This window comes from Pseudomonas zeae, assembly GCF_014268485.2.
Classification (GTDB): Bacteria; Pseudomonadota; Gammaproteobacteria; order Pseudomonadales; family Pseudomonadaceae; genus Aquipseudomonas; species Aquipseudomonas neuropathica.
Window position 1 is genome coordinate 5,223,078 of sequence record NZ_CP077090.1, and the last position, 21,621, is coordinate 5,244,698.

Consider the following 21,621-nt stretch of genomic DNA (forward strand, 5'->3'; position numbering starts at 1 on the left):
GAATGTGTTGAATCCAAGACAGCTATCGCGAGCAGGCTCACTCCTACAGTTTGATTGCATTTCAGGTTGGGATTGATTGGTCCAGGGCCACGCCAGCACCGACAAGGCCGGAATACGGCGCTGTCACCAGCCACACCGGAATGCCTTTGAAGTAATCGCTCATGCAGCCTTTGTCAGCAAAGCTGCGCGCAAAACCGCTTTCGAGGAAGAAATCGGCAAACCGGGGAATCACCCCGCCGACGATATACACCCCGCCACGTGCGCCCGTGGTCAGCACGTTGTTGCCGGCCACACGGCCGAGCCAGCAGCAGAACTGCTCCAGCACTTCCAGGGCAATCGGATCACCCGCAAGACCGGCCGCCGTGATCGCTTCCGGGGTATCAAGCGTTGGCTCGTGCCCATCCACCGCACAGATCGCCCGGTAAACCCGTGGCAAACCGCCGCCGCTCAACGCAGTTTCCGCGCTGACATGGCCGATTTCGTTGTGGATGTGCTGCCACAGCTGGGTTTCACGCGGACTGCTCAACGGCAGATCAACATGCCCGCCCTCACCCGGCAACGCCGCGAAACGGCCCTCGCCAAGATCGAGCAAGGTGCCGACGCCAAGGCCAGTGCCCGGGCCGATCACCACCGCCGGGCGCAACGGCTCCGGCGTGCCCTCGCAGACCACGCGGAATTCGCCGGGCTGCAAACGGGTCATGCCCAGCGCCATCGCCGAGAAGTCGTTGACCAGCAACAACTGCTCGACCTGCAAGGTTTTGCAGAACGCTGTGCGACTCAAGCGCCAGTGATTGTTGGTGAATTTGAATTCATCACCACTGACCGGACCTGCCACGGACAAGCACACCGAACCGATCGAACCAGGCGCCAGACCGAGCCCGCTCAGATAGAGGCTGATCGCCTCTTCCGGGCTGGCATGGTCGGCCGTGGCCAGCACCTGAACCGATTCCAGTTGCTGGTTTTTCCACAACGCAAACCGCGCGTTGGTGCCTCCGATATCACCGACCAAAGCCAGTTTCAATTAAGCGTCTCCAGGGCAGAAGTGAAGGCGCTGGCGCCCTGCTCCGCCGAGCTGAAGGCCATGCGCATGAAGCCAAACAGTTCGCGCCCGCTGCCGATGTTGTTGCCCAACAGGCCTTTGGCGGGTTCGCGCGCTGCAAATTCGGCGGCGTCGACCTTCAGTTCCAAGGTGCCTTTGACGCCATCGACGCGGATGATATCGCCCTCTTGCACGCGCGCCAAAGCGCCACCGACATAAGCTTCCGGGCTGACGTGAATCGCTGCGGGGATTTTCCCCGAGGCACCGGACATCCGCCCGTCGGTCACCAGCGCGACTTTGAAGCCGCGATCCTGCAGCACGCCGAGGAACGGCGTCATCTTGTGCAGTTCCGGCATGCCATTGGAACGCGGGCCCTGGAAGCGCATCACGGCGACAAAATCCTTCTCCAGCAAACCGGCCTTGAATGCATCGGCCAAGTCCTGCTGATCCTGGAACACCATGGCTGGCGCTTCGACGATCTGGTTTTCCAACGCGACCGCAGAAACCTTCATCACACCGCGACCGAGATTGCCCTCCATTACGCGCAGACCACCCTCCGCCGAGAACGCACGCGCCACTGGACGCAGAATGTTTTCGTCGAGGCTGTCCGTCGGGCCTTCGCGCCATACCAACTGGCCGTTATCGAGGAACGGCTCTTTGGTGTACTGGCTCAAGCCGTGGCCGAGTACGGTGTTGACGTCTTCGTGCAGCAGGCCGGCACCGAGCAGTTCGCGAATCAGGAACGACATGCCGCCCGCGGCCTGGAAGTGGTTGATGTCGGCTTTGCCGTTCGGGTAAACGTGGCTCAGGGTCGGCACGACTTCGGAGAGGTCGGCCATGTCCTGCCAGGTCAGTTGAATGCCCGCCGCCATGGCGATGGCCGGCATGTGCAGGGTGTGGTTGGTCGAGCCGCCGGTGGCGTGCAGCGCAACAATCGAGTTGACCAGCGACTTCTCGTCGACGATTTCACCGATCGGCATGAAGTTGCCATTTTGTTTGGTCAGACGCGTCACTTGGTGCGCGGCTTCACGGGTCAGCGCATCACGCAGCGGCGTGTTCGGGTTGACGAAAGAGGCGCCCGGCAAGTGCAGGCCCATGACTTCCATCAGCAACTGGTTGGTGTTGGCGGTGCCGTAGAAGGTGCAGGTACCCGGGCTGTGGTAGGACTTCATCTCCGATTCCAGCAGCTCTTCGCGGGTGGCTTTGCCTTCGGCGTACTTCTGACGGACGTCGGCTTTTTCCTTGTTGGAAATCCCCGAGACCATCGGCCCACCCGGGACGAAAATCGTCGGCAGGTGACCGAAACGCAGCGACCCCATCATCAGGCCCGGCACGATCTTGTCGCAGATGCCGAGCATCAGTGCGCCGTCGAACATGTTGTGCGACAGCGCCACGGCGGTCGACATGGCGATCACTTCGCGACTCGGCAGGCTCAGTTCCATGCCCGGCTCGCCTTGGGTCACACCGTCGCACATCGCCGGCGTACCGCCAGCGAACTGGCCGACCGAGCCGATTTCGCGCAGGGCATTCTTGATTTGTTCCGGGAACACTTCGTACGGCTGGTGCGCCGAGAGCATGTCGTTATACGAAGAAACAATGGCGATGTTCGCCGAGTTCATCATCCGCAGGCTGTGCTTGTCTTCGCTGCCGCAACCGGCCACGCCGTGGGCGAAGTTGGCGCATTGCAGCTTGCCGCGCATCGGCCCGTCGGTGGCGGCGCCGCGAATCAGTGCAAGGTAAGCCTGACGCGTGGCGCGGCTGCGGGCGATAAGCCGTTCGGTGACCTCAAGGACGCGGGGATGCATGTGTAGAACTCCAGGCTAACGGATGTGGCGACCTGATTGTCTATGCTGATCAAACGCCGTTGTTGTTGGAATGACAGACGGCTTTTTTGACCATTCGGACCAGTTGATTCAGGTCACTCGTTGTAGATAAAACAAAATATTGCCACTAAAAAGGCTTGTTTTCTATTTTTATGCGAATAATCTTGTAATTCCAACAACAAAACGACGGCGGCGCTGTTCCATGACTCTTCGAATCGCAATCAATGGTTTTGGCCGCATCGGCCGTAATGTCCTGCGCGCACTGTATACCCAAGGCTATCGACAGGATCTGCAGATCGTCGCCATCAATGATCTGGGCGACAGCTCGATCAATGCTCATCTGCTCAAATACGACACCGTTCACGGCACGTTCGACGCTCAGGTCGAGCATGACAACGAAAGTCTGACCGTCAACGGCGACCGCATTGCGGTCAGCGCGATTCGCAACCCGGCCGAATTGCCATGGGCGGCGGAAAAGATTGATGTGGTGTTCGAATGCACCGGTCTCTTTACCGATCGCGCCAAAGCGGCCGCGCATATTACTGCCGGCGCGCGCAAAGTGATCATCTCGGCGCCGGCCAAAGGTGCCGACGCCACGGTTGTATATGGTGTGAACCACGACATTCTGCGCCAGTCGCACCAGATCATCTCCAACGCTTCGTGCACCACCAACTGCCTGGCGCCAGTGGCGCAAGTGCTGCACCGCGAGCTGGGGATCGAAAGCGGTCTGATGACCACCATTCACGCCTACACCAACGATCAGAACCTCACTGACGTCTATCACACCGACCCGTACCGCGCGCGCTCGGCCACGCAGAACATGATCCCGAGCAAGACCGGCGCTGCTGAAGCAGTGGGCCTGGTGCTGCCGGAACTGGCGGGCAAATTGACCGGCATGGCCGTGCGGGTGCCGGTGATCAATGTGTCGCTGGTGGACCTGACCGTGCAGCTGAAAAAAGAAGCCAGCGCCGAGGAAGTCAACGCGCTGATGAAAGCGGCCAGTCAACACTCGAAGATTCTCGGCTTCAACACCCTGCCGCTGGTGTCCAGTGACTTTAACCACAACCCGTTGTCGTCGATCTTCGACGCCAACCACACCAAAGCCAGCGGCAAACTGCTGAAAGTGCTGGCCTGGTATGACAATGAGTGGGGCTTCTCCAACCGCATGCTGGATAACTGCCTGGCGCTGTGTAACGCGGAGTAAATCCCGTATCCCTTGTAGGAGTGAGCCTGCTCGCGATTGCTATCTGTCAGTCACAGATGTTGTAGCTGATCTACCGCTATCGCGAGCAGGCTCACTCCTACAGGGTTTTGTGCTGTATTTAAAATCAGGGCTTGACCATTCGACTAGATGATAAGCATTATCATTCGCTTGAAATCGATCAGGTCCTCCCGTGAGTCAATCGCGCTTCAACCACGTCTTCCTCACCCAGCGCACTTCACTGCTGCGAACGCTGGAACGGATGGTCAACAATCACAGCACCGCTGAAGACCTGTTGCAGGAGACCTACCTGCGCGTGACGCGGGCGTTGAGCGAGCGGGCCATTGATCACCTCGAACCTTTTGTCTTCCAGACCGCACGCAATCTGGCGCTGGATCACTTGCGTGCGCGCAAGATCCATTCGCGAACCATGGTCGATGATGTGCCGCAGGATGTCGTGCACAGCGTCGCCGCCCCTGCCAGCAGCGCCGAAGACGCCGCCCACGCCGAACAGATGCTGGAGCGCCTGAACGTGAGCCTCAGTCAACTCAGCCCCCGCCAGCAGCAGATTTTCATCCTCAGCCGTTTGCACGGAAACAGTTATCAGGAAATCGCCGATGAGCTGAATGTTTCCCTCAGCACCGTGCAGAAAGAACTGAAGCTGATCATGAGCATTTGCATCGGCGTCGCCGAACGTTTGAATGGCGACTGAGGTCGTAGGCCTTTTCTGTAAGTGCCAGGATCGACTGCACGGATCATCGGGCTTTGTTACCCTTGCCCGACTTTTACGCTTCACTTAAAAAAACAGCCGTGCGCAGACACTGCCGAGGAAACACCGTGACGGACACCCACCGCTCGCCTTCGCCGGATTCGGAGCAGGACGCTGCCAACGCAATGGACCAGGCACTGGACTGGCTCATCGTGCTCGGCAGCCCGGACGAGGAGCAGACCCGGCAGTTTCATGCCTGGCTGGCGGCCGATCCGTTGAATGCCGAAGCGTTCGCCAAGGCTCAAGCGATCTGGGATGGCCCGCAAGTCGCACAGTGCGCGCAAAGCCTGGCGGCCAAACCTGCGAAGGTCACTTTTCTCAAGCGTCTGCGTCCGCACTGGAAACCACTGGCCACTGCCGCCGTGCTGATCCTCGGTTTGTTCAGTTTCAGCAATTTGCCGATGCGCCTTCAGGCCGATCACCTCACGGTGGTTGGCGAGCGCCAGCGTCTGCAACTGGAGGACGGCTCGAAAGTCCTGCTCAATACCAATTCGGCATTCTCCAGCACCATCAACGATCAAAAACGTGTGGCGCGGCTGTACCAGGGCGAAGCGTTTTTCGAGATTGCCAGTGGCCGCAGCCAACCCTTGGAAATCGACGCCGGTCCGGTTCGCGCCAGCGTGCGCGATACCGCATTTGCCGTGCGTTATCTCGATGGCGTGGCGCAGGTTAACGTGCAGCGCGGCGATGTCGATCTGCAGGCAACGCATAACGACGCTCGCGTACGTCTTAAGGCGGGTGAGAGTATTCGTATCGGCCCCAACGGTTTCGACCGCCCGGCCAAACTCGACGCCAACACCGATCTGGCGTGGGTGCAGGGCCGCTTGGTGTTCGAGAACTGCCCGTTGAATCAGGTGCTGGCCGAATTGCGCCGCTACTATCCGGGCTGGATCATCAACACCAACGAGCAGTTGGCCGACGTCGCCGTAACCGGCAATTACCGACTCGACCAGCCGCTTGATGTAGTTCGATCCCTCGCTCACATCACCTCGGCGCAACTGAAAGAATTCCCCGCCTTGGTCATCCTGAACTAAATGAGAATTATTTTTACTCGATAGCCAACGTCAGTACGTCTCGTTATAGCCAATGCAATTGATTCGCAACACGCGAAGCCAATCAGCCCCTATAAAGATTCGTGCGACACGGAGCGCTATCGATGTCCTCACGCCTTACCCGCCAGACCTCCTCCCCTTCCCGCGTGCTGTCGCTGCTGACCGCTGCCATCCTGATGGCCGGTTCTGCACCGCTGATGGCGGCTACCGAGCAACCGACGCGCAACATGGGCGATTACTCGTTCGCCATCGGCCAGCAGCCGCTGGTGTCGGCGCTCAATGCCTTCACCGCCGTGACCGGTTGGCAGGTTGGCTTGCCGGCAGAATTGGGTCAGGGCGTGTCGTCACCGGGCGTGCGTGGCTCGCTGCCACCGGAAAAAGCCCTCGAGCGTCTGTTGGTGGGGACCAACCTGAGCTTCCGCAAAATCAGCAACAACAATGTCGTGCTGGAAAAGCGCAACGCCAGCGGCACGCTCAATCTGGATCAGGTGACCATCAGCGCCACCCGTCAGGAGCAGTCGGTCAACAGCGTGCCGGCCACTGTCACCGTGCAGACCCGTCAGGATCTGGACCGCAACAACGTCAACACCATCAAGGATCTGGTCCGCTACGAACCGGGTGTTTCCGTCGGCGGCGCCGGCACCCGCGGCGGCATCAGCGGCTATAACATTCGCGGCATCGACGGCGACCGCATCCTGACTCAGGTGGATGGCGTCGAAGTCCCGGATGGTTTTTTCAACGGTCCGTACGCCAAGACCCAGCGCAATTACGTTGGCCCGGAAATCGTCAAACGCGTGGAAATTCTCCGTGGCCCGGCCTCGGTGCTGTACGGCAGCAACGCCATCGGCGGCGCCGTCAGCTACTACACCCTTGATGCCGACGACATCATCAAGCCGGGCAAAGACGTCGGTGCGCGCCTGAAAAGCGGTTACAGCTCCGCCGATGACAGCTGGCTGAAGTCCGCCACCGTCGCCGGCCGTGCCGACCAGTTCGACGGCTTGCTGCACTACAGCCAGCGCGACGGTCACGAGACCGATTCCTACGGCAGCAACAACGGCACCGGTCTGGAACGCACCGCCGCCAACCCGGAAGACGTCAACGCCTACAACGTGCTGGCCAAGATCGGCTGGAACTACAACGACGATTCGCGTCTGGGCCTGACCTACGAAAAGTACAAGGATGATCGCGACACCGATCAGAAGAGTGCTTACGGCGGGCCGTACTTCAACGGCGCCCCGACCATCCCCGACAGCGTGCTGCCCGGCGGCATGTACCAGTGGCGCACCGGCAACGACACCATCACCCGTGAGCGTTTCGGCATCGAGCACTCGTTCGCCCTCGACAGCCTGCTGGTCGACAACGTGAAGTGGAGCCTCAACCACCAGATCGCCAAGACCGACCAGAGCACCACCGAGTTCTACTACCCGATCACCCGCAAGGTGCTGCGTACTCGCGACACCATTTACGAAGAGAAACAATGGGTCTTCGATGCCCAACTGGACAAGGCGTTCGCCATCGGCGACACCGATCACGTGCTGACTTACGGCACCACCATCAAACAGCAGAAAGTCACCGGCTCGCGCAGCGGCGACGGCACTTGCCTGGCCGTCGGTCGCGGCTGCACCGCGATCGGCGCAACCAGTACCGCTGACGTGTTGGCAAAGGCCACCGACTTCCCGGACCCGACCATCAACACCTACAGCGTGTTCGCTCAGGATCAGATCAGCTGGAACAACTGGACCTTCCTGCCGGGCCTGCGCTACGACTACACGCAGCTCAAGCCGCACATCACCCAGGAGTTCCTTAACACCGTGGCAGCGGATGGCCAAGGCACAGTCAGCGACGAGAACAAAACCTGGCACAAAGTCTCGCCGAAATTCGGCCTGACCTACGCCCTGTCCGAAAACTACACCTGGTACGGTCAGTACGCTGAAGGCTTCCGCACCCCGACCGCGAAAGCCCTGTACGGCCGCTTCGAAAACACTACCACCGGCTACAGCGTGGCGCCGAACCCAGACCTCGAACCGGAAAAAAGCAAAAGCTACGAAACCGGCCTGCGCGGCAACTTCGAACACGGCTCGTTCGACGTGGCGGTGTTCTATAACAAGTACCGCGACTTCATCAACGAAGACGCCGTGACCCCGGGCCGCAACGAGCTGACCTTCCAGTCGGCCAACATCAAACACGCCACCATCAAAGGTGCGGAAGTCAAAGGTCGTCTGAATCTGGATGCGTTCGGCGCACCGCAAGGCCTGTATACCCAAGGCTCGATTGCCTACGCCTACGGTCGCAACAACGACAACGGCGAGCCGATCAACAGCGTCAACCCGCTGACCGGCGTGTTCGGTCTGGGTTACGACCAGGACAACTACGGCGGCCTGCTGAGCTGGACCGTGGTGAAGAAAAAGGATCGCGTCGACGACAGCAACTTCAAGTCGCCGGATGGCGTCAGCAGCCAGTTCAAAACCCCGGGCTTCGGCATTCTTGATCTGGCCGGTTATTACAAAATCACCGACGACGTCACTGTCAGCGGCGGCATCTACAACCTGACCGACAAGAAATACTGGCTGTGGGATGACGTGCGCGGTTACGACAGCGTCGGCGAAGCGTCGGTAACGCAACCGGCCAACCTTGATCGACTGACCCAACCGGGCCGCAACTTCGCGATCAATCTGATCTGGGACATCTGATCCGGCGAACCTCACGGCGCGTGTTCAGGCACCACGCCGTGAGGTTTTTTTACGCTTGCACGTCGCCTTGTTCGTCTCGTTATCAAGCGCCTCTTTTATCAAGGACATGTCATGACCACTTCGGAAAAAGCCCTGCGTTCGCAACGCTTGAACCAGATCACCCACGAGCCGCACAGCAAGCTCGACGCCCTGGTCAAAGCCCACGCGCCGTTCGAGACCCGCGCCAACTTCGCCCGTTTCGTCGTCGCGCAGTACCTGTTCCAGTCAGAGCTGGTCGACCTCTACAACGACGCCGAACTGACCGCCATCGTCCCGGATCTGCCGGCCCGTTGCCGTGCCGAAGCGGCCAAGGCTGACCTCGCCGATCTTGACACCGAAATGCCGGCACCCGTAGCTGGCGCGGTGAAAAATCCGAGCAAGGCTCGCGCCCTGGGCTGGCTCTTTGTCTCCGAAGGCTCGAAGCTCGGCGCTGCATTCCTGATCAAACGCGCAGTAGCGCTGGAGCTGAGCGAAACCTTTGGCGCCCGTCACCTCGGCGAGCCTGAAGGTGGCCGTGCGGAAGGCTGGAAGAGCTTCGTGCGCACCCTCGACTCGCTGCAGTTCACTGCCGAAGAAGAAGCCGAAGTCGAACAAGGCGCGATCGACGCGTTCAACCGCTTCACCGTGCTGCTGGAACAGGCTTACGCCACAGAGGCCGAACCGGCCTGAAGCAACACACATCCCTTGTGGGAGCGAGCCTGCTCGCGAAGGCGGCAGCACATTCAACATCAATGTGACTGATCCACCGCTTTCGCGAGCAGGCTCGCTCCCACATGGGAACTGCAACAACCTGTAAGATCTCCGTTCCGCTTCAGAAGCCACCGCGTAGCCCATGCCGCAACCCGCCTCCTCGAAACTCGCCCGCGTGCTGTTCGGCCTCTTGGCCTACGTCAGCCTCGGCATCGGCCTGATCGCCATCGTCGTGCCGGGCCTGCCGACCACCGAGTTCATCCTTCTCGCCGCCTGGGCCGCAACCCGCAGCTCGCCGCGCCTGAGTGCCTGGCTGGAAAACCACCGGCTGTTCGGGCCGATCCTGAGCAACTGGCGCAACGGCAAGATCATCGCGCGCAAGGCCAAAGTCAGCGCGACAGTGAGCATGTTGCTCTGCGCGACTTTGATGCTGGTGATGCTCGATCACGGCTGGCCAATCTATCTGGCGATTGCCGGGATGAGCCTGGGCAATCTGTGGATCTGGTCGCGCCCGGAATCCATCCGGGTCTGCACTGACCCGTCTTCACACTGAAACATCCCTGTAATTATTCGCTTTTTCAGCACTTTCTCCTGCGCAAACGTTTAGCGCTGACCGTCCGTCGGCACGCGACTCATGCCCTCTGCTCACGCGCCGATGAGCATTGAATGGCGCTGAATGGATTTGGCGAACCGGGTAGCTCCTGCCCGAATGCCACCCGTTTATTCATTCGCGAGATCGCCCCATGTTCGACTCTCTGTCCATTCGCCTGAAAATCGTCCTGCTCTCCGGCCTGTGCCTGCTCGGTGTGGTCGCGCTGATCGTCGGCATGAACATTTACCAGACCAATCAGAACGACGAACTGGTCAGCAACTCCAGTAACCAGTTGCTCACCGCCAGTGTGCAGAATCTGTTGCAAGCCAAAGCCGCCGAACAAGCGGTGCGGGTGCAGAAAACCTTCGGCGAAAGCCTGACGGTGATCACTGCCGTAGCGGATCAGATCAAGGACATGCGTGTCATGGCCGCCAAGCGTTCGCTGGACGCCGGCGCCTTGCGTGAAGAGTTGAACCTGAGCCTGAAAACCGCTTTTGAGCGCAACGACAAAGTGCTCGGCATCTGGCTCGCCTTTGAACCCAACGGCCTCGACGGCAAGGACAGCGAGTTCGTCAACGACGCCGCCCGCCAATCCAACGAAGCCGGGCGCTTCGCCACCTACTGGAGCCGCGCCGCCGGCGCCTCGCTGAACACCATCATGGTCGAAGAAGACCTGACCAAAACCACCCTCAGCGTCAGCGGCACGCCCTATAACAGCTGGTACACCTGCCCTCGCGACAACAAACGCACCTGCCTGCTCGACCCGTATGCCGACACTGTCGGTGGCAAGGAAATGCTCATGACGACCATTTCTGTGCCGTTGATCATCGACGGCAAAGCCATCGGCGTGGTCGGTGTCGACATCGCCCTCGATGCCCTGCAAGCGGCAGCCGTGGATTCCCAGCGCAGCCTGTTCAACAACGCCGGGCACATGCTGATCGTCTCCGGCAGCGGCGTGCTCGCTGCCGACAGTTCCGACGCCACCAAGGTCGGTAAAAAAATCAGTGACACCCTCGGTGCCGATGGCAAGGACGTGCTGCAATTGCTGACTTCGGGTACACCGAAGATTCTCGAACAGGGCGATCTGATTCGTGCGGTGTACCCGGTCGACCCGATTGGCAATTCGCGCGCCTGGGGCGTGGTGATCGACTTGCCGAAACAAGTACTGCTGGCTGACTCGGTCAAGCTGCAAGCGGTACTCGATGATGCGCAGGAAACCGGTGTGATCACCGCGCTGCTGGTCGCCGTGGTTGCCGGTCTGGTCGGCCTGTTACTGATCTGGCTGACCGCGTCCGGCGTCACCCGACCGATCAACAGCGTCGCCGAAATGCTGAAGAACATCGCCAGCGGCGAAGGCGATCTGACTCAGCGGCTGAACTACAGCAAAAAAGATGAACTGGGCGAACTGGTTAACTGGTTCAACCGCTTCCTCGACAAGCTGCAACCGACCATCGCACAGATCAAACAGAGCATCACCGAAGCACGCGGCACCGCCGACCAGTCTTCGGAGATCGCCCGCCAGACCAGCGAAGGCATGCAGGTGCAGTTCCGCGAGATCGATCAGGTCGCCACCGCCTCCAACGAAATGAGCGCCACTGCCCACGATGTCGCCAACAGCGCATCGAACGCCGCTAACGCCGCGAAAGGTGCCGATCAGTCGGCGAAGGACGGCATGTCGATCATCGAGCGCAGCACCCGCGACATCAATCAACTGGCCGACGAGGTCAGCAAAGCCGTGACCGAAGTTGAAGCGCTGGCAGTCAACAGCGAGCAGATCGGCTCGGTGCTGGAAGTGATCCGCAGCATCGCCGAACAGACCAACCTGCTCGCCCTCAACGCAGCGATCGAAGCGGCCCGTGCCGGTGAGAGTGGCCGGGGCTTTGCCGTGGTTGCCGACGAGGTGCGCAACCTGGCCAAACGTACGCAGGATTCGGTGGAAGAAATTCGCATCGTGATCGAGCGCATTCAGACCGGAACGCGTGGCGTGGTCGCGACCATGCATTCGAGCCAGACCCAGGCGCACAACAACGCCGGGCAGATTCGTCAGGCGGTCGATGCACTGGGCAAGATCAGCGACGCGGTGACGGTGATCAGTGACATGAACCTACAGATTGCCAGTGCGGCCGAGCAGCAAAGTGCGGTGGCCGAAGAGGTCAATCGCAATGTCTCGGCGATTCGCACCGTTACCGAGACGCTGACCGGACAAGCCACTGAGTCGGCGGCGATCAGCAGCCAGCTCAATGCCCTGGCCAGTCAGCAGATGAAGTTGATGGATCAGTTCCGCGTCTAAGCCACACCGCATTTCCCTTGTAGGAGTGAGCCTGCTCGCGATAGCGGTGGATCAGTGGAGCATGTGTCGACTGACCCACCGCGATCGCGAGCAGACTCACTCCTACAGGAGCTTTCATCTAATTCAATAATGTTTTGCACTATCATCGCCCTCTCGCTTCGGAGGCCTTCGATGACTGATTTACTCACGTCCATTCAAGCCGCACTCGGCTTGCCACACACGCCGATTCCGTTCACCGACCGAGGCGCCCTGCCCTCGGCATTCGCCGTCACTGAGCTTGCCTGCGCCAGCATCGCCACGGCCGGTCAGGCTGTCAGCGAATTGCTCCGGCAGCAGACCGGTCAGCGACCTGCCGTTGAAGTCGATCGTCGATTGGCCTCGTTCTGGTTCGCCACATCAATCCGTCCCATCGGCTGGCAAGTCCCGCCACTGTGGGATCCCGTCGCTGGCGACTATCAGACCCGCGACGGCTGGATCCGTCTGCACACCAATGCCCCGCATCACCGCGCCGCCGCTGAACGCGTGCTTGGTGCCTGCGCCGACCGTGGAGCGATGGCTGCCAAAGTCGCGCAATGGGCGAGTACGGATCTGGAGCAAGCGGTCGTCGAGGCCAAGGGCTGCGCGGCCGAGATGCGCAGTTGGACGCAGTGGCAAAAGCATCCGCAGGGATTGGCGGTGAATGCCGAGCCGCTGGTGCATTTCCTGGATTCGTCGGATGAGAACAACCCAGCGTGGCAAGGCTCGGTGGCGCAACCGTTGGCCGGGATCAAGGTGCTGGATCTGACACGCGTGCTCGCCGGCCCCACCGCCAGCCGTTTTCTCGCCGGCCTTGGCGCCGATGTATTGCGCATCGACTCACCGACCTGGAACGAGCCCGGTGTCGTCCCGGAAATGACCCTCGGCAAACGCTGCGCGCGACTGGATCTGCATGACACGGCGGATCGTGCGGTGTTCGAAAGTCTGCTGAAGGACGCCGATATTCTGCTGCACGGTTACCGCGCCGACGCACTGGAAAATCTCGGCTTCGGCGTTGAGCGCCGTCGCCAGCTCGCGCCGGGCCTGATCGACGCCGGCCTCAACGCCTACGGCTGGAGCGGCCCGTGGCAGAACCGTCGAGGTTTCGACAGTCTGGTGCAGATGAGCAGCGGCATTGCCGAGGCTGGGCAGCGCTGGAAGCAAGCTGACAAACCGACGCCGTTGCCGGTGCAGGCGCTGGATCATGCGACCGGGTATTTGATGGCGGCGAGTGCGCTCAGATTGCTGACTGAGCGGTTGGCGAATGGCCGAGCGGGCTCAGCGCGATTGTCGCTGGCGCGTACGGCAAAGTTGTTGCTCGAGCATGGGCCGGGGACAACGCAAGCGTTGCGCGTCGAGGATGAACAGGATCAGAGCTTGTCGTTGGAGCAGACCCCGTGGGGCCCGGCACATCGATTGCAGGTACCGGTGAAGATCAGCGGCACGCCGATTCAGTGGGCGTTGCCAGCTACAGAATTGGGTTCCCATCGACCACAGTGGAATTAAAAGCCCCTCACCCTAACCCTCTCCCAGAGGGAGAGGGGACCGATCGGGGAATATTGAAGAGATTCACCGACTTGAACGATTGATTCGGAATCCATAATCGACTCGGTCTTTCAGGTCGATGTAAAGCGAAAGACACCTCGGTCGGCCCCCTCTCCCTCGGGGAGAGGGCTGGGGTGAGGGCTGCAATTTCAGGCCGAGCGATAATGTATCAATCTGCCCGGCTCAAAGATGTCCACAAAAGCTGTGCCGCATACCCTCGATAAGGCCGCCAGGCCTCGGCCCGCAAAGACAACTCCCGCGCCGTCGGCCGCACGCCCTCCAACACTTCCAATGCCCGCAGCAACCCGACATCGCCATGGGGAAACCCATCCATATCCCGCAACTGCCGCAACGCAATGTACTGCGCCGTCCACTCGCCAATCCCGTGCAACGCCAACAACCGCGCCACGCCGCCTTCGCGATTTGGCTCAAATAACCAAGGATCATCCAGCAACGCCTGCGCCACACCCGACAGCGTCCGCCCGCGACTTTTCGGCATGCCCAGCGTTGCCAGATCTGCCGCCGCCAACACGCTCGCCTCGGGAAACACGTGAGTCAGCCCCGGCACGCCCGAATCCAGCGGCGCGCCATATTGCGCCACCAGTTTCCCCGCCAGGCGAATCGCCGCAACCACGGTAATCTGCTGCCCGAGCACCGCGCGAAAGGCCAGTTCCAAGCCATCCCACGCCCCGGGAATCCGCAACCCCGGGCACGCGGCGATCAACCGCGCCAGCAACGGATCATGGGCCAGATGCCCTTGCATCAGCGCCAGATCCGCATCCAGATCAAACATCCGCCGCACCCTGATAGCGATCTCGGGCACCGCTGCCGGGTCAGGAAAATCCAGCTCGACCGCCAGCGCATCCGCCGTCCCAAGCCAGACCGAAACCGTGCCGTGAACCCCGTTCAAGCCAATGCTGCGTGAATACACACCATCGGCCACGGTCTCCATCCCGACCACCGCCCGTGCCGCGAGAAACCCCAACATCGCCTCCCAGTCATACGGCGGTGCATACGCAAGCGACAACCTCACAACGACAACACACCGCTGTACAACCCATACGCCGCCAGCCCCGCGCCGATGATCACGCAGGTGAAAATGCCTTTCTCGACATGAGTGAACAACGGCTCGCCCGCCTCACGCTTGGCCTTGGCAAACAAAATCACCCCTGGCGCATACAACAGCGCCGACAGCAGTAAATACTTCACCCCACCGGCATACAACAACCACACCGCGTAACCGAGGGCAATGCCACCGATCAGCAGATCCTTGGTGCGCTCGGCCGAGGCATGTTCGTAAGTTTCGCCGCGCCCGCTGAGCAGAACCGCGTACGCCGCCGACCACAAGTACGGCACCAGAATCATCGACGACGCCAGATAAATCAGACTGGTGTAAGTGCCCGCCGAAAACAGCGTGATCAACAGGAAGATCTGGATCATCACATTGGTCAGCCACAACGCATTGACCGGGACGTGATTCTTGTTTTCCTTTTTCAGGAACGCCGGCATGGTCTTGTCCTTCGCCGTGGCGAAGAGAATCTCCGCACACAGCAGCGCCCACGACAACAACGCACCGAGCAGGGAAATCGCCAGACCAATGCTGATCAGCAACGCACCCCACGGCCCGACGATGTGCTCGAGCACCGCCGCCAGCGACGGGTTCTGCAGATTGGCCAGTTCCGGCTGGCTCATGATCCCCAGCGACAGCACGTTGACCAGCACCAACAGCGCCAGCACACCGATAAAACCGATCACCGTGGCGCGGCCGACGTCGCTGCGTTTCTCCGCCCGCGCCGAGTACACACTGGCACCTTCGATACCGATGAACACAAACACGGTGACCAGCATCATATTGCGCACCTGATCCATTACCCCTCCGAAATTCGGGTTGCTGGTGCCCCAGATGTCGCGGGTAAAAATGTCAGCCTTGAACGCCACCGCCGCGATAACGATGAACATGATTAGCGGTACGACTTTGGCCACCGTGGTCAGTTGATTGATCAGCGCCGCCTCCTTGATCCCGCGCATCACCAGAAAATGCACGGCCCACAGCAACACCGAGGCACAGCCGATGGCGATTGGCGTGTTGCCCTGACCGAACACCGGAAAGAAGTAACCGAGGGTGCTGAACAGCAGAACGAAATAACCGACGTTGCCCAGCCACGCACTGATCCAGTAACCCCAGGCTGACGAGAAACCCATGTAGTCGCCAAACCCGGCCTTGGCGTAGGCGTAGACACCGGAATCCAGCTCGGGTTTGCGATTGGCCAGGGTCTGAAAGACGAACGCCAGGGTCAACATGCCGATGGCCGTGATCCCCCAACCGATCAGAATCGCCCCGGCATCGGCGCGTGCCGCCATGTTCTGCGGCAGCGAGAAAATCCCCCCGCCAATCATCGAACCCACCACCAGGGCGATCAACGCGCCTAATCGCAGCTTTTGCGTCGGTTGCGACATTTCAGTTTCCCTTTGAATGTGTGGTGAGAATTTGGTTTTAAAGACGATTAACTAAACGGATAAAGGTAGATGACGTTTATCAAGTAACGCCAATTAACGCCCATTTATATATAGCCGATGACGCTAACGCCCTAGCACGCTAAGTCGGTTTTGTGCGCTGATCCCGATAATTCAATTCTGTACTGAAAACAGAGACAGAAAATTTGCCAAAAGCTGAAAAAGAACTAGCGTGATAATTCGAAAGTAATAATAGCCATTACCAAAGATGTAGCCACAACGCCTCTAGGACGGGCCTTGCGGGCAGGAGCTTTATGCCTTCAGCCGAAGCCTAAGTCATTCATTAACAATGGAATGTGACCATGCACTGATCTACGTCAGCTGTTTGAACAGACAACAGAACTACGCTGTGATCTCTTCTCTCCTGCAATGGAGTCATGCAAATGTCTGAAGCTCCCGGAAAACTACGACTAGGTGCACTGGTTGCATTGGTAGTCGGTTCAATGATCGGTGGCGGGATATTCTCCTTGCCTCAAAACATGGCCGCCAGCGCCGACGTCGGTGCGGTACTTATCGGTTGGGCCATCACCGCTGTCGGCATGCTCACCCTCGCTTTTGTCTTTCAAACCCTCGCCAATCGCAAACCTGACCTGGACGGTGGTGTCTACGCCTACGCCAAGGCCGGATTTGGCGATTACATGGGTTTCTCGTCCGCTTGGGGTTACTGGATCAGCGCCTGGCTGGGTAACGTCGGTTACTTCGTTCTGCTGTTCAGCACTCTCGGCTATTTCTTTCCGGTTTTCGGTGAGGGCAACACCGTTGCTGCGGTGATTGGCGCCTCGGTGCTGCTGTGGGCCGTGCACTTTCTAGTGCTGCGCGGGATCAAGGAAGCGGCGTTCATCAACCTGGTGACCACGGTCGCCAAGGTCGTACCGCTGCTGCTGTTCGTGTTGATCGCGGTGTTCGCCTTCAAACTGGACATCTTCACCGCCGACATCTGGGGCATCAAAAATCCGGATCTGGGCAGTGTGATGAACCAGGTGCGCAACATGATGCTGGTCACCGTGTGGGTGTTCATCGGTATCGAGGGCGCGAGCATCTTCTCGGCCCGCGCGGAAAAACGCTCGGACGTCGGTAAGGCCACCGTGATCGGCTTCATTACCGTGCTGCTGTTTCTGGTGCTGGTGAACGTGCTGTCGCTGGGCATCATGACCCAACCGGAACTGGCGAAACTGCAGAACCCGTCGATGGCCGCCGTGCTTGAGCATGTGGTCGGTCACTGGGGCGCGGTGCTGATCAGCGTCGGTCTGATCATCTCGTTGCTGGGGGCACTGTTGTCGTGGGTGCTGCTGTGTGCGGAGATCATGTTCGCCGCTGCCAAAGACCACACCATGCCGGAATTCCTGCGCAAGGAAAACGCCAACCACGTACCGGTCAACGCCCTGTGGCTGACCAACGCGATGGTGCAGATTTTCCTGATCATCACGCTGTTCTCGGCCAGTACTTACCTGTCGCTGATCTACCTCGCCACTTCGATGATTCTGGTGCCGTACCTGTGGTCGGCGGCCTATGCCCTGCTGCTGGCGGTGCGCGGCGAAAGCTACGAAGGCTTCGCGGCCGAGCGGCGCAAGGATCTGATTATCGGCGGCATCGCGCTGATCTATGCGGTGTGGCTGCTGTATGCCGGCGGGGTCAAGTATCTGCTGCTCTCGGCCCTGCTCTACGCACCTGGCGCGATCCTGTTCGCCAAAGCCAAGCTGGAACTCAAACAACCGGTTTTCACTAACGTCGAGAAGCTGATTTTCGCCGCAGTGGTCGTGGGTGCCCTGGTGGCTGCCTACGGTCTCTACGACGGCTTCCTGACTCTGTAACCCCTGATTATTTTGTTATCTGGAGGATCTGAAATGACCACGGAAAAAGTTAAGTACGGCGTCCATTCCGAAGCCGGCAAACTGCGCAAAGTCATGGTGTGCTCCCCAGGTCTGGCCCATCAGCGGCTGACCCCGAACAACTGCGATGAGCTGCTGTTCGACGACGTGCTCTGGGTGGCCCAGGCCAAGCGCGACCACTTCGACTTCGTCACCAAGATGCGCGAGCGCGGCATCGACGTGCTGGAAATGCACAACCTGCTGACCGACATCGTCGCCATCCCGGAGGCGCTGGACTGGATTCTCGAGCGAAAGGTCACCGCCGATTCGGTGGGCCTGGGCCTGATCAACGAAGTCAAATCCTGGCTGAAAAGCCTGGAACCTCGGCACATCGCCGAATTCCTCATCGGTGGCGTGTCGGCCGATGATCTGCCGGACAGCTTCGGCGGCAAGATCATCGAAATGTACCGCGACTTCCTCGGCCATTCGAGCTTCATTCTGCCGCCGCTGCCGAACACCCAGTTCACCCGCGACACCACTTGCTGGATCTACGGCGGCGTGACACTGAACCCGATGTACTGGCCAGCGCGCCGTCAGGAAACCCTGCTGACCACCGCCATCTACAAATTCCACCCGCAGTTCACCAATGCCGATTTCGAGATCTGGTACGGCGACCCGGACAAGGATCACGGCAGTTCGACCCTTGAAGGCGGCGACGTGATGCCGATCGGTAACGGCGTGGTGTTGATCGGTATGGGCGAGCGCTCATCCCGCCAGGCCATCGGCCAACTGGCGCTGAACCTGTTCAAGAACAAAGCCGTGGAAAAAGTCATCGTCGCCGGCCTGCCGAAGTCCCGCGCGGCGATGCACCTGGACACCGTGTTCAGCTTCTGCGACCGCGACCTGGTGACAATTTTCCCGGAAGTGGTGAACCAGATCGTAGCCTTCACCCTGCGCCCTGACGAAAGCAAACAGGGCGGCATCGACATCCGCCGCGAAGAAGGCACCTTCCTCGACACCGTGGCCAAAGCCCTCAACCTGCCGAAGCTGCGCGTGGTGGAAACCGGCGGCAACAGCTTCGCCGCCGAACGCGAGCAATGGGACGACGGCAACAACGTGGTGGCCGTGGAACCGGGCGTGGTCATCGGCTACGACCGCAACACCTACACCAACACCCTGCTGCGCAAGGCCGGCGTGGAAGTCATCACCATCAGCGCCGGTGAACTGGGCCGAGGCCGTGGCGGCGGCCACTGCATGACCTGCCCGATCATCCGCGACCCGATCGATTACTAAACGACCATCTCCCCGGCCGCACACACCCCGTAGCGGCCGGGCCGATTACCGAATCCAAGGAGAATCATCATGGCGTTCAACATCCACAACCGTAACCTGCTCAGCCTCGAACACCACACCCCACGTGAGCTGCGTTACCTGCTCGACCTGTCCCGCGATCTGAAACGCGCGAAGTACACCGGCACCGAGCAACAACACCTGAAGGGCAACAACATCGCCCTGATCTTCGAAAAAACCTCGACCCGCACCCGTTGCGCGTTCGAAGTGGCGGCCTATGACCAAGGCGCCAACGTCACCTACATCGACCCGAACTCTTCGCAGATCGGCCACAAGGAAAGCATGAAAGACACCGCCCGCGTGCTCGGGCGCATGTACGACGCCATCGAGTACCGTGGCTTCAAACAGGAAATCGTCGAAGAGCTGGCCAAGTTCGCCGGTGTGCCGGTGTTCAACGGTCTGACCGACGAATATCACCCGACGCAAATGATCGCCGACGTGCTGACCATGCGTGAACACGCCGACAAGCCGATCCACGAAATCAGCTACGCCTACCTCGGCGATGCGCGCAACAACATGGGCAACTCACTGCTGCTGGTCGGCGCCAAGCTCGGCATGGACGTGCGCATCTGTGCACCGAAAGCGCTGTGGCCATTGGATGATCTGGTCGAGCGTTGCCACAAATATGCCGAAGAAAGTGGCGCACGTATCACCCTGACTGAAGACCCGAAAGCGGCGGTCAAAGGCGTTGACTTCATTCACACCGACGTTTGGGTATCGATGGGTGAGCCGGTGGAAGCCTGGGCCGAGCGTATCCAGCAACTGCTGCCGTATCAGGTCAACGCCGAACTGATGAAAGCCAGCGGCAACCCGCGCACCAAGTTCATGCACTGCCTGCCGGCGTTCCACAACAGTGATACCAAGGTCGGCAAACAGATTGCCGAACAGTATCCGCACCTGAAAAACGGCATCGAAGTGACCGACGACGTGTTCGAGTCGCCAGCCTGCATCGCCTTCGAGCAAGCGGAAAACCGCATGCACACGATCAAGGCGATTCTGGTCTCGACCCTGGCTGATCTGTAACTGAAATAGCGCCCACTGAAGGAACCGGTACCAAAGGTGGGAGCTAGCCTGCTCGCGAAAGCGGTAGGTCATTCAACAGAGATGTCGACTGATCTGACGCCTTCGCGAGCAGGCTCGCTCCCACAGGGGATCCCGGTTCCGGCAGGAAGATCGAGTTGTTTGCCTCTTCTCTGATTAAAAGGACATGCACCATGCGTATCGTCGTAGCGCTGGGCGGTAACGCCCTGCTCCGCCGTGGTGAACCGATGACCGCTGACAATCAGCGCGCCAACATCCGCATCGCCACCGAGCAAATCGCCAAGATCCATCCCGGCAACCAACTGGTCATCGCCCACGGTAATGGCCCGCAAGTCGGCCTGCTGTCGCTGCAAGCGGCGGCCTACACCTCCGTCACCCCTTACCCGCTGGACGTGCTCGGTGCCGAAACCGAAGGCATGATCGGCTACATCATCGAACAGGAACTGGGCAACCTCCTCGACTTCGAAGTGCCGTTCGCCACCTTGTTGACTCAGGTGGAAGTCGACGCCAAGGATCCGGCCTTCCAGAACCCGACCAAACCGATCGGCCCGGTCTACGACAAGGCCGAAGCGGAAAAACTCGCCGCCGAAAAAGGCTGGGCGATTGCCCCGGACGGCGACAAGTTCCGCCGCGTGGTCGCCAGCCCACGGCCAAAACGCATCTTCGAAATCCGCCCGATCAAGTGGCTGCTGGACAAGGGCAGCATCGTCATCTGCGCCGGTGGCGGCGGGATTCCGACCATGTACGACGAGAACCGTAACCTCAAGGGCATCGAGGCGGTGATCGACAAGGACCTGTGCTCGTCGCTGCTCGCCGAGCAACTGGAAGCCGACTTGCTGGTAATCGCCACGGACGTCAACGCGGCGTTCATCGATTACGGCAAACCGACGCAAAAAGCCATCGCCGAAGCGCATCCGGATGAGCTGGAGCGCCTCGGTTTCGCCGCCGGGTCGATGGGGCCGAAGGTGCAGGCAGCCTGCGAATTTGCGCGCCATACTGGCAAGGTTGCGGTGATCGGTTCGCTGGCGGACATCGAAGCGATTGTCCAAGGCACTGCCGGTACTCGAGTGACCACGGCGAAGCCCGGCATCACTTACCGATAATTAGAAACTCCGGGGGCAGACCGAGGGTCTGCCCTTCTCCCATGCCTTGAAAGGAGAAAA

General features: G+C 60.0%; 16 protein-coding genes and 1 pseudogene. 13 read left to right on the top strand and 4 right to left on the bottom strand.

What is annotated here, in order from left to right; all coding sequences use genetic code 11:
- Positions 1-61: 61 nt before the first annotated feature.
- Entirely contained in the window at positions 62-1,021 is a 960-nt protein-coding gene (locus HU754_RS23090) for a glucokinase (protein ID WP_093430465.1), read from the bottom strand.
- The gene (gene edd / locus HU754_RS23095; RefSeq protein ID WP_093430466.1) at positions 1,018-2,844 is read right to left on the bottom strand and encodes a phosphogluconate dehydratase; all 1,827 of its coding nucleotides are present in this window, start codon (positions 2,842-2,844) and stop codon (positions 1,018-1,020) included. Before edd ends, HU754_RS23090 begins: the two co-directional genes overlap by 4 nt.
- Positions 2,845-3,064: 220 nt before the next feature.
- Between edd and gap the strand changes: the two genes are divergently transcribed.
- The 9 genes and pseudogenes from gap to HU754_RS23135 all read left to right on the top strand — a co-directional run bounded on the left by gap (position 3,065) and on the right by HU754_RS23135 (position 13,706).
- Entirely contained in the window at positions 3,065-4,066 is a 1,002-nt protein-coding gene (gene gap, locus HU754_RS23100) for a type I glyceraldehyde-3-phosphate dehydrogenase (protein ID WP_099756996.1), read from the top strand.
- Between the two features lie 190 nt (positions 4,067-4,256).
- The gene (locus tag HU754_RS23105) at positions 4,257-4,775 is read left to right on the top strand and encodes an RNA polymerase sigma factor (RefSeq protein ID WP_093430467.1); all 519 of its coding nucleotides are present in this window, start codon (positions 4,257-4,259) and stop codon (positions 4,773-4,775) included.
- Between the two features lie 125 nt (positions 4,776-4,900).
- The gene (locus HU754_RS23110) at positions 4,901-5,866 is read left to right on the top strand and encodes a FecR family protein (RefSeq protein ID WP_186623926.1); all 966 of its coding nucleotides are present in this window, start codon (positions 4,901-4,903) and stop codon (positions 5,864-5,866) included.
- Between the two features lie 122 nt (positions 5,867-5,988).
- Positions 5,989-8,574: a TonB-dependent receptor gene (locus HU754_RS23115; RefSeq protein WP_186623924.1), complete on the top strand. Its 2,586-nt coding sequence runs from the start codon at positions 5,989-5,991 to the stop codon at positions 8,572-8,574.
- Positions 8,575-8,685: 111 nt separating this feature from the next.
- Positions 8,686-9,282: a biliverdin-producing heme oxygenase gene (locus HU754_RS23120; RefSeq protein ID WP_186623922.1), complete on the top strand. Its 597-nt coding sequence runs from the start codon at positions 8,686-8,688 to the stop codon at positions 9,280-9,282.
- 163 nt (positions 9,283-9,445) lie between these two features.
- Positions 9,446-9,856, top strand: coding sequence for a YbaN family protein (locus HU754_RS23125; protein WP_186623920.1), 411 nt, complete (start codon positions 9,446-9,448; stop codon positions 9,854-9,856).
- 463 nt (positions 9,857-10,319) lie between these two features.
- Positions 10,320-11,327: pseudogene (locus tag HU754_RS29865) on the top strand (methyl-accepting chemotaxis protein); the annotation flags it as partial.
- Positions 11,328-11,429: 102 nt separating this feature from the next.
- Positions 11,430-12,185, top strand: coding sequence for a methyl-accepting chemotaxis protein (locus HU754_RS29870; RefSeq protein WP_407692549.1), 756 nt, complete (start codon positions 11,430-11,432; stop codon positions 12,183-12,185).
- Positions 12,186-12,356: 171 nt separating this feature from the next.
- The gene (locus tag HU754_RS23135) at positions 12,357-13,706 is read left to right on the top strand and encodes a CoA transferase (protein WP_186623916.1); all 1,350 of its coding nucleotides are present in this window, start codon (positions 12,357-12,359) and stop codon (positions 13,704-13,706) included.
- A gap of 208 nt (positions 13,707-13,914) precedes the next feature.
- Here the strand turns inward: HU754_RS23135 and HU754_RS23140 are convergent, their stop codons facing one another.
- Together HU754_RS23140 and arcD (HU754_RS23145) are read right to left on the bottom strand one after the other, a co-directional pair.
- On the bottom strand, positions 13,915-14,778 hold the full coding sequence (locus tag HU754_RS23140; RefSeq protein ID WP_186623909.1) for a DNA-3-methyladenine glycosylase family protein: 864 nt from the start codon (positions 14,776-14,778) through the stop codon (positions 13,915-13,917).
- Positions 14,775-16,202 carry an arginine-ornithine antiporter gene (arcD, locus tag HU754_RS23145; protein WP_093430474.1) on the bottom strand — a complete coding sequence of 476 codons (1,428 nt, stop codon included), beginning with the start codon at positions 16,200-16,202 and terminating at the stop codon, positions 14,775-14,777. Before arcD (HU754_RS23145) ends, HU754_RS23140 begins: the two co-directional genes overlap by 4 nt.
- Before the next feature lie 440 nt (positions 16,203-16,642).
- On the opposite strand from arcD (HU754_RS23145), the gene arcD (HU754_RS23150) reads away from it, so the two are divergent.
- From arcD (HU754_RS23150) to arcC, 4 genes are all read left to right on the top strand, one after another.
- On the top strand, positions 16,643-18,070 hold the full coding sequence (arcD, locus tag HU754_RS23150; RefSeq protein ID WP_186623908.1) for an arginine-ornithine antiporter: 1,428 nt from the start codon (positions 16,643-16,645) through the stop codon (positions 18,068-18,070).
- A 33-nt stretch (positions 18,071-18,103) separates the two neighbouring features.
- Positions 18,104-19,360, top strand: a complete 1,257-nt coding sequence (gene arcA, locus HU754_RS23155; RefSeq protein WP_116255073.1) for an arginine deiminase — start codon at positions 18,104-18,106, stop codon at positions 19,358-19,360.
- Positions 19,361-19,429: 69 nt separating this feature from the next.
- On the top strand, positions 19,430-20,440 hold the full coding sequence (locus HU754_RS23160) for an ornithine carbamoyltransferase (RefSeq protein ID WP_008086805.1): 1,011 nt from the start codon (positions 19,430-19,432) through the stop codon (positions 20,438-20,440).
- A 191-nt stretch (positions 20,441-20,631) separates the two neighbouring features.
- Positions 20,632-21,561 (top strand): carbamate kinase, encoded by a 930-nt coding sequence (gene arcC / locus HU754_RS23165; RefSeq protein ID WP_034153407.1) that lies wholly within the window; start codon positions 20,632-20,634, stop codon positions 21,559-21,561.
- Positions 21,562-21,621: the final 60 nt, after the last annotated feature.

Excerpts from the sequence above, each read along its gene's own strand:
- HU754_RS23120 (WP_186623922.1), top strand. The coding sequence starts at position 8,686 with ATGACCACTTCGGAAAAAGCCCTGCGTTCGCAACGCTTGAACCAGATC.
- gap (WP_099756996.1), top strand. The coding sequence starts at position 3,065 with ATGACTCTTCGAATCGCAATCAATGGTTTTGGCCGCATCGGCCGTAAT.
- HU754_RS23160 (WP_008086805.1), top strand. The coding sequence starts at position 19,430 with ATGGCGTTCAACATCCACAACCGTAACCTGCTCAGCCTCGAACACCAC.
- HU754_RS23125 (WP_186623920.1), top strand. The coding sequence starts at position 9,446 with ATGCCGCAACCCGCCTCCTCGAAACTCGCCCGCGTGCTGTTCGGCCTC.
- HU754_RS23115 (WP_186623924.1), top strand. The coding sequence starts at position 5,989 with ATGTCCTCACGCCTTACCCGCCAGACCTCCTCCCCTTCCCGCGTGCTG.
- arcD (WP_093430474.1), bottom strand. The coding sequence starts at position 16,202 with ATGTCGCAACCGACGCAAAAGCTGCGATTAGGCGCGTTGATCGCCCTG.
- HU754_RS29870 (WP_407692549.1), top strand. The coding sequence starts at position 11,430 with ATGCAGGTGCAGTTCCGCGAGATCGATCAGGTCGCCACCGCCTCCAAC.
- arcA (WP_116255073.1), top strand. The coding sequence starts at position 18,104 with ATGACCACGGAAAAAGTTAAGTACGGCGTCCATTCCGAAGCCGGCAAA.
- arcD (WP_186623908.1), top strand. The coding sequence starts at position 16,643 with ATGTCTGAAGCTCCCGGAAAACTACGACTAGGTGCACTGGTTGCATTG.
- edd (WP_093430466.1), bottom strand. The coding sequence starts at position 2,844 with ATGCATCCCCGCGTCCTTGAGGTCACCGAACGGCTTATCGCCCGCAGC.
- HU754_RS23135 (WP_186623916.1), top strand. The coding sequence starts at position 12,357 with ATGACTGATTTACTCACGTCCATTCAAGCCGCACTCGGCTTGCCACAC.
- arcC (WP_034153407.1), top strand. The coding sequence starts at position 20,632 with ATGCGTATCGTCGTAGCGCTGGGCGGTAACGCCCTGCTCCGCCGTGGT.